General features: G+C 39.5%; 11 protein-coding genes and 1 riboswitch. Of the genes, 7 read left to right on the top strand and 4 right to left on the bottom strand.

The window, feature by feature from the left end; translation table 11 throughout:
- Positions 1-15 precede the first annotated feature (15 nt).
- The gene (locus tag MUS1_RS08645) at positions 16-669 is read left to right on the top strand and encodes a LicD family protein (RefSeq protein WP_084035590.1); all 654 of its coding nucleotides are present in this window, start codon (positions 16-18) and stop codon (positions 667-669) included.
- Positions 670-1,319: 650 nt separating this feature from the next.
- On the opposite strand, the gene tagD is transcribed toward MUS1_RS08645, so the two are convergent.
- Together tagD and MUS1_RS08635 are read right to left on the bottom strand one after the other, a co-directional pair.
- The gene (tagD, locus tag MUS1_RS08640; protein WP_036161334.1) at positions 1,320-1,784 is read right to left on the bottom strand and encodes a glycerol-3-phosphate cytidylyltransferase; all 465 of its coding nucleotides are present in this window, start codon (positions 1,782-1,784) and stop codon (positions 1,320-1,322) included.
- Positions 1,781-2,929 carry an AGE family epimerase/isomerase gene (locus MUS1_RS08635; RefSeq protein WP_036161332.1) on the bottom strand — a complete coding sequence of 383 codons (1,149 nt, stop codon included), beginning with the start codon at positions 2,927-2,929 and terminating at the stop codon, positions 1,781-1,783. The genes tagD and MUS1_RS08635 overlap by 4 nt, the downstream gene beginning before the upstream one ends.
- A 98-nt stretch (positions 2,930-3,027) precedes the next feature.
- Between MUS1_RS08635 and hldE the strand changes: the two genes are divergently transcribed.
- The 6 genes from hldE to MUS1_RS08605 all read left to right on the top strand — a co-directional run bounded on the left by hldE (position 3,028) and on the right by MUS1_RS08605 (position 11,002).
- Positions 3,028-4,455 carry a bifunctional D-glycero-beta-D-manno-heptose-7-phosphate kinase/D-glycero-beta-D-manno-heptose 1-phosphate adenylyltransferase HldE gene (gene hldE, locus MUS1_RS08630; RefSeq protein ID WP_036161328.1) on the top strand — a complete coding sequence of 476 codons (1,428 nt, stop codon included), beginning with the start codon at positions 3,028-3,030 and terminating at the stop codon, positions 4,453-4,455.
- Entirely contained in the window at positions 4,456-6,240 is a 1,785-nt protein-coding gene (msbA, locus tag MUS1_RS08625) for a lipid A export permease/ATP-binding protein MsbA (RefSeq protein ID WP_036161326.1), read from the top strand.
- A gap of 8 nt (positions 6,241-6,248) precedes the next feature.
- Positions 6,249-7,469 carry a 3-deoxy-D-manno-octulosonic acid transferase gene (locus MUS1_RS08620; RefSeq protein WP_245595785.1) on the top strand — a complete coding sequence of 407 codons (1,221 nt, stop codon included), beginning with the start codon at positions 6,249-6,251 and terminating at the stop codon, positions 7,467-7,469.
- A gap of 22 nt (positions 7,470-7,491) precedes the next feature.
- Positions 7,492-7,610: riboswitch (TPP riboswitch) on the top strand.
- A gap of 74 nt (positions 7,611-7,684) precedes the next feature.
- On the top strand, positions 7,685-8,698 hold the full coding sequence (gene thiB / locus MUS1_RS08615) for a thiamine ABC transporter substrate binding subunit (protein ID WP_036161322.1): 1,014 nt from the start codon (positions 7,685-7,687) through the stop codon (positions 8,696-8,698).
- 11 nt (positions 8,699-8,709) lie between these two features.
- A complete protein-coding gene (gene thiP, locus MUS1_RS08610; protein ID WP_245595782.1) occupies positions 8,710-10,302 on the top strand; it encodes a thiamine/thiamine pyrophosphate ABC transporter permease in 1,593 nt (530 codons plus the stop codon).
- On the top strand, positions 10,289-11,002 hold the full coding sequence (locus MUS1_RS08605) for a thiamine ABC transporter ATP-binding protein (protein ID WP_036161319.1): 714 nt from the start codon (positions 10,289-10,291) through the stop codon (positions 11,000-11,002). Before thiP ends, MUS1_RS08605 begins: the two co-directional genes overlap by 14 nt.
- A gap of 26 nt (positions 11,003-11,028) precedes the next feature.
- Here the strand turns inward: MUS1_RS08605 and MUS1_RS08600 are convergent, their stop codons facing one another.
- Positions 11,029-11,949, bottom strand: coding sequence for a DMT family transporter (locus tag MUS1_RS08600; protein WP_036161317.1), 921 nt, complete (start codon positions 11,947-11,949; stop codon positions 11,029-11,031).
- Positions 11,950-11,960: 11 nt separating this feature from the next.
- Complete coding sequence (locus MUS1_RS08595; RefSeq protein WP_036161315.1) at positions 11,961-12,854, bottom strand: DMT family transporter; 894 nt, start codon at positions 12,852-12,854, stop codon at positions 11,961-11,963.
- Positions 12,855-12,856: the final 2 nt, after the last annotated feature.

Here is a 12,856-nt window from a genome sequence, read left to right as displayed (position 1 = left end):
AAAATATTAGAGGGAATGATGAAGGGTAAAACATTTAGAATTAAAAAAAATAGAGAAAATGCACTGATGGTTCTTAGTGCTGTTGTTAATGCTTTGGATGAATTTAATATAAAATATTATTTGGATTTTGGATCATTGATCGGTGCCGTACGTGAAAAAGGACTTATTCTTTGGGATGATGATATTGATATTTCTCTTTATGATGAGTCTGACTATGAAAAAATACCTATGGTTTTAAATTATATAAAAAAGAAAAATAAACTTAGAGTTTATTTGAAAACCTTTTTATATAGTTTAGAGAGCTCTGCGAAAAAACATAATAAGATTCCGAATCTTAATATATCTTTTACAGATATAAATAATTTCCATATAGCTAAGGTGCGAAATAATAATTTCTTCATTTTCGGGCGTGGAAAAACATGTTTAGATATATTTTTCAAATATGAAAAAAATGAAAAACTGTATTGGATGGCTTATGGGGAAGAAAATTCTGTCCCTAAAAAATATTTAGAATCTGATTTGATTGAAATAAATTTCTGTGGAATTAAATGTAAGATACCTGAAAAATACGATGAATATTTGACTTATAAATATGGAGATTGGAAAACGCCCAAAGAAAACTGGAGTCATGAATGTGATGATTTTTCAGTTGAAAAAGCTAAGGTGTAGTTTTCGAACCTCAATTATGTCACATCAACTCATTTTTTAGCTTCGACAGTAAAGGCTATAAATACCGTAAAGAGTTATTCTTCTTCATATGAGTGAGTTGATGTGTTGCACTCTATTATGGGCTGTTGTTATTGAGCCATTTTCTTCTAAACCTGAAGTAATAGTATGTTTCATATTCACTGTATGCAACTTGGTAAAATATGAGTGCCTCTGCGATAAGAACTTCGATGAGCTTTTTTACTGAGTCGTTGTTAAATATTATGATTTTATGAACACATAGCTATTATGAATTGTAGATACTATTGGAAAAGAGAAAGTTCTGCGCGAGTTTTTTAAAAGGTGAAAAAATTATTCAGCTTGGAGGGTTAAAAAAGATACGATCGTAGCTGCAATTATTATTAAGAAGGTCAACTCAATTCAACTAAGAATAAAGCCAACCTACACGAGCCAGAAATATACCAGACTAAAAGGGGGCAATGATCATCAAAAATAACACCAATATCGATTATTTAAGACCTTTTCACGACTACTGCGCTTACTAATACTTTAGTAAAAATAGACTCGAAATACTCATTTATAACCCATAAACTACACTTTCTCGTCTATTTTTGTTTTGTCTTAACTTCTCCCGTTGCTTCGTGCAAAGGTTTCTATTTATGAGACATTGTTTTCACAATTTCGATAACATCATGAAGCGATGTTTCTATTTTCTCTAAATCACTTCTTTTTAAAGAAGAAAGTGTTTTCTTGATTTTCGTTGTCGAAATGTCTTCTGTTCTTGGGAGGTAGACAACTTCACAAAATTCACTAAGTTCATCGAATTTCCCTTGCCAGTCATCGCCCATGGCAAAAATATCCGCATTAAACTTCTGAACGTCTGTGCGTTTTTGTTCCCAGTTGCATTCTGGAAAGACATCATCAACGTATTTGCATGCTAAAAGGATTTCTGCTCTTTCTTCGTATGAGAAGAAAGATTTTTTCCCTTTTAAGTCATTAAATTCATCAGAAGAGATACCCACGATTAATTTATCACCCAGTGCTTTTAGTCGTTTTAAAAGACGGATGTGTCCTACGTGGAATAAATCAAATGTACCGTAAGTAATTACAACTTTCATAGGTTATCTCTTGCTTCTGTATTGAATTTTTTCCATCTTAGCACTTCTGACAGCCCGAGAAAAATATGATAACTGCTGGTACCTGGCAAAGGGTAGTTTTTCGCTTTATTGTTTTCATCAAGGTATTCATTCCATCCTCCATCATCTAGCAAGTAGTGGTTTTGAATAAAGTCGATAGCATTCTCTAATCTGTGTATTTTTTCTTCTTTGCCAATGGGAATAACGGTAATGGCTTTTATGTATTCTGTGATTGGCCAAATACGTTTTTCTTTATCGAGCGGTTGATAAGTGTCGCCATTTATTTGGTTATAAATGCCACCGTTAGAGGCTAATCCGTAACGAGTAGCCGTTGACCATAGATGTTGGGCTAAATCTGTGTAGTCTGTATTGGGTATTATCTTATTGGCTTCGTAAAGCAACCATACCCATTCGAAATGATGACCTGGCTCTACTTGGTTGCCTGTTGTTGGATGGTGTTTCCAGTCTTCGGAAAAAAATTCACGTAAGGTTTTTGTTTTCTTGTCGTAAAACCGTTCAAGAGCAAGCGTTAGTAGTGACTTAATGGTTTCTTTATATTCTTCATCTTGAGTAATATTGAAAGCAGAAATATAGCCTTCTAATAAATGCATGTGAGGGTTTTGGCGGCGAACTTGATCGGAGTTAATTGGGTAGGCTTCGTAAAAACCGCCGGACTCTGCTTGCATATGTTCAGTCAAAAAGTGATGAGAGTCTTTCATGTAGTCCAGTGCACGTTTATCTTGTGTGACTTGATAGTAATGACTGAAAGAAAGAAGAACAAACGCTAAGGCATAAGCATCTGATAGTGTGTCTTGCACTGACAAATCGTCGTTTAAAGAAAAAATCCAACGATTGTTGATAAAGTAGTGATCTATGATGAAATCAAATAGCGGCGTAAGTTTTGCTTTCCATTCTTCTTTCTCTTCAAGTTGATACGCATGACTAAATGTATAGAGTTGGCGGCATTGAGTTAATAGGCGGATACGGCCGACAGGGTTGATCGTCCAGTCATGATTCATGCTTTCATAGCTAAAACCATGTTCTGAATTGATGCCATAACGTGCCCATTTTTTAAGTAGCTTACTAAATAGAAAAGACTGACAGTTAGATAGCGAAGCGTTCAACATGATGTAAATAGCCTTATTTCATGTGATATTTGGTATGTCCAACTTGATAGGGGAGTATGATAAGATGACGGCTTTCAAAAATCGAATATTATGTGACTATGAACTCTTCTTATTTGAATTTTAAGGATAAACACATTCTCGTCGTTGGGGATGTGATGTTGGATCGTTATTGGCATGGAGGCACGTCTCGTATTTCTCCAGAAGCCCCTGTTCAAGTGGTGAAAGTATCCAATATTGAAGATCGTCCTGGTGGCGCTGCTAATGTGGCGTTAGGGCTAGCAAAATTAGGTCTTTCCGTGACGCTAGTTGGCGTTGTTGGTCATGATGAAAATGCTGTGGCGCTAGAGCGCTGTCTTGAGTCATCGGGTGTAATATGTCGTTTTGTACGTTCAGAACACTTGCCTACGATTACCAAGTTACGGGTGATGAGCCGCCATCAACAACTTATTCGTTTAGATTTTGAAGAGCGTGACGATTGCTTATCTCAAAACGAAGCGGTGGCGACCATGGTGAAAGAATGTCTAACAAATTCAGACGCTGTGATTTATTCAGATTATCAAAAAGGTTGTCTTGCTGATGTACCGTCTTTAATCAAGCTATCAAATAATGCGAAGGTTCCTAGTTTTGTTGACCCTAAAGGTGATGACTTTTCTATTTACCGTGGTGCAACTTTAGTTAAGCCGAACTTTGTCGAGTTTGAAACCATTGTTGGTACGTGTTCTTCAGAGTCTGATATTCAAACTAAAGGCACTCAGTTGAAGGAACAGTTTGGCTGGGACGCGTTATTGGTGACTCGTGGCGAAGATGGTTTGGTTTTGTTTGAAAATGATAAAGCCCCTTTTTCATTGGCTACTTCCGCGAAAGAGGTTTATGACGTGACAGGTGCTGGCGATACAGTGATTGCTGCATTAACGGCGGTTTATGTGACCAGTAAACGTTTTACGGATGCTGTTGAATACGCAAATCAAGCAGCAGGTTTTGTCGTTGGTAAGTTAGGTACGGCTTCTATTACAGCAGGCCAACTTGATGCGATTATGTATCAGCGTTCTCACTCTACAAATTTTGGCGTATTGGCACCAGCAGAGCTATTAGAGCAAATTAAATTGGCTCAAATGAGTGGTGAGAAGGTGGTATTTACCAATGGCTGTTTTGATATTCTGCACCCAGGTCATGTTGCTTATATGAAGCAAGCAAAGGCCTTGGGTGATCGGTTGATTGTGGCAGTAAATACCGATGCTTCAGTAAAGCGTCTAAAAGGCGAGAAAAGACCAATAAATGATCTTGTGCATCGTATGGCTGTACTTGAAGGTGTTGGCGCTATTGATTGGGTAACTTGGTTTGATGAAGATACACCAAAAGAATTAATAGAAACCTTATCTCCAGATGTTTTAGTAAAAGGTGGCGATTATAGTATAGATACTATTGTTGGCGCTGATCATGTATTAAAACAAGGCGGAGAAGTGAAAGTATTGTCTTTTGTCGATGGATACTCGACAACTTCTATTATTGAAAAAGCGAATTTGTAAATGCAAGAAGAAGCAAAAGTGAAAGAGCCTATTAATGATGACCCTGCATCAGGTGTAAAAACCTATCTTCGTTTATTGAGTTACGTAGGGTCTTCTTGGGGGTATTTATTACTCAGTTTTTTTGGCTATATATTGTATGCGGCCATGGAGCCTGCTCTTGCGGCTTTACTAAAGCATATTGTTGATATCGTATCGGATGGGAAAATTACGGAAAGTCGCTTGCTTATTCCTGGGGCAATATTAGGGATTTTTATAGTACGCGGTATAGGAACTTTTTTTGGCAGTTACTTTATGGCACAAGTTGCGAATAAAGTTGTATTTGACCTGCGTACTCAAATGTTTAATAAACTTGTTTTATTACCATCGAGCTATTACCACTCTATCCCTACTGGTCGACTGCTGACTAAACTGACATACAATACTGAACAGGTAATTGGCTCGATTTCTCAGGCAATTCGAGTTGTATTACGTGAAGGGTTAACGGTTGTCGGCTTGCTTGGTTACATGATTTACATGAATTGGAAATTGTCTTTATTATTCTTGTTAGTTGTTCCGTTTATTGGTTTGGTTGTTCGTTATGCGTCAAAACGTTTTCGTAAATTAAGTACTCGAATTCAAAATGCTATGGGTGGTGTGACTGATGTGGCATCTGAAGCGATTAAAGGCCATGAAGTTGTTAAAATATTTGGTGGCAGTGATTATGAAACAAAGCGTTTTTACAAAGTAGCGAATGAAAACCGTCGTTCGCAGCTTAAAATGAATAAAACCAAAGCGCTTAATGTTCCTATCGTGCAATTTATCTTAGCGTTTGCAATGGCTATTTTGATTTGGTTCGCCTTAAGCCCTTCCATCAGTTCTGGTATGACACCAGGTGACTTTATCGCCTTTTTAACGGCAGCAGGTATGTTGGGTAAGCCGATAAGACAGTTGACGGACATAAATAGTGTGTTGCAGAAAGGCATCGCTGCTTCTTATAGCATTTTCGAGTTTCTTGATATGGACGTTGAGCCAGACCTAGGGAAGCGAGAAGCAGGACGTTTAAAAGGGAATATTGAGTGGCGTTCCATGTCATTTAGTTATCCTGGTGCAGATAAGCAAGCATTGAAAAATATTAACTTATCTTTACCCGCTGGAAAAACATTGGCTTTAGTAGGGCGCTCTGGCGGTGGTAAATCAACCATGGCGAACTTGATTCCTCGTTTCTATAACATTGATGAGGGTGAGTTGTGTATTGATGGGCATTCAATCGCAGATTATGAGCTTAAGGGACTTCGCTCTAATATTGCGTTGGTGAATCAGCAAGTTGTCCTTTTTAATGGCACAATTCGAGAAAATATCGCTTATGGTGATTTGCATGATGCCAGTCTTGAAGACGTTATAGAAGCCGCAAAAGCAGCTAATGCTTGGGAATTTATTCAAGAATTAGATAATGGTGTTGACACCATGGTAGGTGAAAATGGTGTTTTGCTATCTGGCGGTCAGCGTCAACGAATCGCCATTGCAAGGGCCATCCTAAAAAATGCGCCTATTCTTATCTTGGATGAAGCAACATCAGCTTTGGATACCGAGTCTGAACGCGCTATTCAACTTGCACTTGATAGTTTGATGGAAAATCGTACTACCATTGCCATTGCTCATAGATTATCCACTATTGAAAATGCCGATATTATTGCGGTAATTGATCATGGTGAAATCGTTGAGTATGGCTCACACAGTGAGTTATTGGCGATGAATGGCGCTTATGCACAGTTGCATAATAAACAATTTTCAGAGGAATCTGATTAATCGTGTGGATGTATCGTGTTTTATTATTTTTGTTAACGCCGGCTATTTTATTGAAAATACGGTGTTTTCAAAAAAAATACAGTCATTATCGAACAAAAGAAGCCTTAGGGTTTTGGCCTTCAGTTGAGGCAGACTTATGGGTTCATTGTGCTTCTGTTGGAGAGGTACTTGCTGTACGACCGCTTATTACTCAGTGGCGTGAAAAGCATCCTAATCATCGTTTTTTGATTACTACTATGACGCCCACAGGAGCGGAGCAAGTAGAGAAAATCTTTCCTTTTGCTGAGCACAGATATTTACCGATGGATTGGCGTTTCAGTGTAAAAAGAGCCCTTAAGCGGCTTACCTGCAAGCATCTCTTTATTGTTGAAACAGAGCTCTGGCCAAATCTGTTGACGCAGGCGAAAGCGCAAAGTATGCGCATTGATGTTGTAAATGCTCGACTGAGTGAGCGTTCCTTTCTGCGTTATCAAAAATTTTCTATCGTATCTCGATCTTTATTTAAATTACCAGATTGCTTTTTGGCTCATGCGAAAGAGGATGCAAAACGGTTTGAGTCATTGGGCGCTAAAAAAGTCTTGGTAACAGGAAGTATTAAGTTTGATCTTTCTGTATCTCCTGAGGTTTTACAGGATAATTGGCGCGAACAATTAGGTTCTCGATTTGTGTGGATTGGTGGTAGCACTCATCAAGGCGAGGATGAAATTTTATTAAGTGTCCATAAGGCGCTTTTACAGAAAGTACCTGACGCTTTATTGTTATTAGTACCTCGTCATCCTGAGCGTTTTGAGGCGGTTTATACGTTGGCAAAACAACACTTTGATAACATTACCTTACGTAGTCAAACACCGCCCGATCAATGGTCAAATTTTGATGTGGTGATTGGTGATTCGATGGGTGAGTTGATGCATTATTATCAGGCTTCTGATCTCGCTTTTGTGGGTGGAAGTTTGATTCCCCGTGGTGGGCATAATCCAATTGAACCTGCGTTATTAGGTAAAGTCATTTTAGTCGGGCCTCACACTTTTAATTTTTTAGAAATTACAGATCAGCTTCTGCAAGTTAGAGGTGCTGTGCGTTGCTCTGATGCAGAGGAATTAGAAAAAGTTGTCATTACTTTCGCTGGGAAGTCCTCTCAATGTTATCGAATGGGGCAGGCCGCTTTGCGTTTTGCTGAAAAAAACCAGGGCGCTGTGACTCGAGTGCTAACTGAAATAGACTTCCGTTGATCGACTCCTTACAATAGACGCTCATTATCTCATGGGGTGTTTTAGTTTTTTAAAAACTAAAACTGAGAAGCGGAATTGACCGCTAACCCACTGAACCTGATCCAGATTATGCTGGCGTAGGAATCGAGGTAGCAAAAACGCTTTTTGATTTAATAACAAAATAGCACCTTGCCGTTTCTCCTGTACGCCGCTCACTTATTTTTAGGAGCGATACATTGAATAAATTTTCGTTAATAACTTCCTCTAAAGTCTTTGTTCTTTCTTTGGTTATGCTTTTCTCTCCTTTTTCGCTGGCAAGTGAAACATTAAATGTTTACACCTATGATTCTTTTGCTTCTGATTGGGGGCCGGGACCTAAAATCAAAGAAAACTTCGAAAAAGAGTGTGACTGTGAATTGAATTTTGTGGCTTTGGATTCTTCTGTTGGCATATTGTCACGAGTTCAACTGGAAGGTCAGTCGTCTAAAGCGGATGTATTGTTGGGGCTTGATCTTAATCTAATGGAAGCGGCAAAGCAGACTGGTTTATTAACAACGCATTCTGTAAATACGTCTACGGTAAACGTGGCTGGTGGTTGGAATGACAGAACTTTTGTCCCATTTGACCAAGGACACTTTGCGTTTATCTATAATTCGGAAACGTTGAGCAATCCTCCGATGAGTTTGAAGGAAGTGGTAGAGAATCAAGATCTTCGTGTAATTTACCAAGATCCAAGAACCAGTACGCCAGGTTTAGGTCTTCTATTGTGGATGAAGTCTGTTTATGGCGATGACGTTTCAGATGCTTGGGAAAGCTTGGCTAGCCACACAGTGACAGTAACAAAAGGCTGGTCTGATGCTTATGGTTTGTTTTTGAAAGGTGAGGCGGATGTAGTGCTAAGTTATACAACGTCTCCTGCGTATCACATTATCGCTGAAGGCGAAAATAAGTATAAAGCAGCATCGGCCAGTGAAGGTCTTTACCCTCAAATCGAATTAGCAGTCATGATGAAAAACGCTCCAAACCCTGCTTTGGCACAACGTTTCATGCAATTTATTTTGCAGCCGGAATTTCAATCAGTGATTCCAACAGGAAACTGGATGTTGCCAGTGGTTGAGCTTTCTGAACCTTTACCGGCCGCATTTAATAGTGCTTTGGAACCAACGGAGAACTTAGTGTTATCAGCCAAAGATGTGGCTGACAATCGTAAGGCTTGGGTGAATGAGTGGTTAAACGCAACGACTCGATAAGATTCGTTAACGTGTTTTCTTTGCGTATGTATCAAGGGCTAACACCCGCTGTTTTGGGTGTTGGTTTCTTCTTGTTAATAGGAGCTGCCAGTTTGGCGGCTCTTTTGCGTTATAGCGAGCTATCTGACTGGTTTGGCTATTTGTCTCAGCCTTATCTTTGGCGTGTGATACGTTTTTCGTTGTGGCAGGCTTTGCTGAGCAGTGGAATTAGTATCCTAATTGCCATTCCTGTAGCGTCTTGTCTTATTCACCGCAGATTCTATGGTCGAGCGTTTTTATTGCAGCTTTTTTCTGTGTCTATGGTTGTTCCAACGATTGTGGCGATACTTGGTTTGGTGGTTGTTTATGGTCGTACAGGCTGGCTCAGTCAGTTATTTGGTATTCAAATTCCCTTATACGGTCTGACGGGAATTTTACTTGCTCATGTATTTTTCAATATGCCTTTGGCGGTACGTCTTTTGTTACAAGGCTACGATTTAATTCCGTCCGGTCAGTGGCGCCAAGCATCTCAATTAGGTTTTTCTCGTTATTCCGCCTTTCGTTTAATTGAATGGCATTATGTTAAAAAGGCTTTGCCTGGTGCTTTTGTATTGATTTTTATGTTGTGCTTTTCCAGCTTTGCCGTGGTGTTGAGTTTGGGTGGTGGGCCGAAATCCAGTACCTTGGAAGTGGCTATTTATCAGGCGTTAAGGTTTGAATTTGACCTTAGTAAAGCCAGTTTCTTGGCATTGATACAGGTGGTGATATGTACCTTGTTTGCCGTTATTGTTTATCGTATTGCGCCTGTAAGCCGTCAAGATGTGAGTTTACTGTCCTTTGAGCGATATGTTTTGAAGGATTCTTTATGGGCAAAGGCCACAGATGGTTTGGCGGTGTTGTGTGTTCTTGTTCTAATTATTCCGCCTTTTATCGCGATCTTCGATCCAGTATTTTCTGCCGTTTTTCTTGAAACTCTATTGTCTTCTTCTTTGTGGAAGTCTGTTATGGTTTCGCTGCAAGTTGCCTTACCCGCTGCTGTGGTAAGTCTATTGTTAGGTGTTTGTTTTGGTGTTTTTGCGCGCTTTTGTGTTGGGCGTAAATATTTGACTTTTTTACCCAATAAAATTGAGCATCTCGGGAATATGATTTTGATGGTTCCTGGCTTGGTTATCGCAACAGGGCTTTTTTTACTTTTGCGTGATTTCGGTTGGGGGCTTCAATCAAGCTACTGGATTGTTGTTTGGGTGAATGCTGTGATGGCATTACCTTTTGTGCTCAGAGCCTTGATGCCTATTTTATATCAACAAGAACGCCGTTTTCGAAATGTTTATTTAAGTTTGGGTATTCGCAATTGGTCTCGCTGGCGTTTGGAGTGGATTCTTATTCGCCAGTCTGTGGCACAGGCATTTGGCTATGCTTTGTTGCTATCTCTTGGTGATATGGGCGTAATCGCTTTGTTTGGTAGTCAAGGCTTGGTGTCTTTGCCCTTGTATCTTTTTCAATTGATCGGTTCTTATCAATTAGAAAAGGGCGCTTGTGTCGCTGTGGTACTTATTACGCTTTGTTTGGTTTTATTTTATCTGTCATCTCGACTTATCGGAGGCAAAGGACATGTTAAACATTAAGCTCCAATACAGTTGGGATAGTTTTCATGCTGATTATCGTGTGAACATTCCGTCAGGTGTAACGACTTTATTAGGTGGGAGTGGGGAAGGGAAAAGTACACTCTTGCATCTTCTTGGCGGTTTTTTAGATGGGCATGGTGAATTGGATTTTAATAGTGAGTCATTACTGCGCTTAGCTCCTTATGAAAGACCGATTTCTACCTTGTTTCAGAGTGATAATCTCTTTCCTCAGTTAACGGTTTGGCAAAATGTGGCTATTGGTGTGTCGCCTTCTTTGTCTCTGAGTACTGAACAGAAAGACAAGGTTAATTGGGCTTTAGAAAAAACGCAGCTTGTTGATAAAGCAGGCCGTTTTCCACAGGCTTTGTCTGGTGGGCAAGCTCAACGGGTTGCGATTGCCCGTATATTAGTAAGAAATAAGCCAATACTATTATTGGATGAGCCTTTTAGTGCTTTGGATCCTGCATTGCGTGAAGAAATGCTTTATCTCGTCAAAGAGGTGACGGAAGAGCTTTCGTTGACAACTTTGTTGGTGTCGCATTTGCCGCAAGAGGTGAGCCTGATTGGAGGAAAGGTCATCTTGATCGAGAAAGGAAATATTGTGGCGCATGAGCCAGTATCTGTTTTAGATCAAACACCTGCTCATTCGCTGTTTTCGGATTATTTTGGTATTCCCAACTCATCATTAATGATCAAATAAAGCTGTCTAATTGTGTCTCTTGACGCTTATCTTATGGTGACGGAGGGCTTTTTCTTATTATGTGACTCTCGTTTGTTATGTAGCATGGTAGCGACAAAAATTCCTGAGAAAATAAGTAAAATGCCCATGTAATGGAAACGAAATAGACTTTCACCTAAAAAGATAACAGATAGAGCAATGCTAAAAACAGGTAAAAGGTGAATAAACTGACCTGCTGTGGCGGCGCCTAGTTTTTGAATGCCTGTATTCCAGCATAAAAAAGCACCAATTGAAGCAAATAATGCCATGTATAGAATGGTTCCAAGGTTTCCAGTTGTTAAATCCGTTAATTGCGTTTCGCCGAATATAAAGAATAGTGGCATTTGAAATAGTGTGCCTATGATGGCTGTGCTGGTGAAAAAACCAATCAAAGACATTTCTTTTGGTCTTCTTACAATCATCACAGAATAAATAGCCCAGCTAACGGCGGCGGTAATGATCCATAAATCACCCTGTGAAATAGTAAGGTGTAAAAAGGTGTCTAGGCTTCCGCGGCTAACAATAGTAATGGCGCCGACTGTGGAAATGAAGATTCCCATATTTTGTAACCAAGAAGTTTTATTGCCTAATAGTAGTCGTGAGGCAATCAGAATCATCACAGGCATAATTGAGTTAAGTAATACGGCGTTGGTGACGGTTGTTGATGTTAGGCCTATGTAGAGAAATAAGTTGTAGTTACATATGCCAAGCCAACCAAATAGGGTGAGTAGCGGCCAGTTTTTTGCGATGATCTTGCGTTCTAACCACAGTTTTTTGTATGCAAAAGGGAGCATTATTAGACAGGCTAAACTCCAACGAAGAAAGGAGATCGTATAAGGGTCTATCCCATTGGAAACGATTAATCGTCCTAAAATATAATTTCCTGACCAGAAAGCAACAGGAAGCAGTAGATACATAAACGCTGGCATTGATTGTCCTTTTATTTTATTTTTTTAGCCCAGTTTTGTACAAATAGACCGATGAGAATGAACGCTAACCCAACTAAAGTCGATTGTAAAATAGGTTCGCCAGCAAATTGCGACAGCCAAACGATCGACAGTAATGGCGATAAAAAAATCAGATTGGCAACTTGGCTCGTGTTGCTGGTTAGTTTAAGAGCTTGGTTCCATAAAACGAAACTTAATCCCATTTCAAACAAACCAATATAAACAGCACTCCATAAACCTTCTTTATTCCATTGATTAAGTTCGCCTGTAATGCCTGCATAGAGAGTGATTAATGGCAGTGCGCAGGCAAAATTAAGGGTTAATCCGATAAGGCTCGGACGCTTGTCTTTGGTGTTCAGTAGCCAGTAAATTGCCCATATCACGGTGCTCAAAAGAGCAAAAGCAACGCCTGTGGCGTTCGAAAACTCTAAAGAGGTTATTTGTCCGCGGGTAGATATATAGAGGACGCCAAAATAACACATCCCCGCCGCAATATAATCCGCCGTTTTCAATCGTTGTTTAAGGATAGGAACGGCCATGAAACTGAGCATAATCGCCCAAGTGTAGTTAATGGCCTGAGCTTCTTGGGCGGGCAGCATGTTATAGGCTTGGAGCAAAACTAAATAATATATGAAAGGGTTAATGGCACCAAAAAAGAAAGACGATTTCCAAGATTGTTTAGCGAATGTGATTAATTCTTTGAGGTGTCCTTTAAATACGATCAAAGAGACTAAGAAAATCAATGACACTATGTTAGCCACAAGCAGTAGTTGAGTGGGAGATAAGTATTTAAGTGATATTGAAAATGCTGTTGCAACGGTTGACCAAAGTAAAACAGCGCCGAGTCCAAACAATATGGCTTGAGTGTTATTAGTAAGTGTTTTCATCG

This window comes from Marinomonas ushuaiensis DSM 15871, from assembly GCF_000521805.1.
Lineage (GTDB): Bacteria > Pseudomonadota > Gammaproteobacteria > Pseudomonadales > Marinomonadaceae > Marinomonas > Marinomonas ushuaiensis.
Note: the sequence above shows the minus strand (reverse complement) of the source record. Positions and strands in the feature narration are given on the sequence as shown.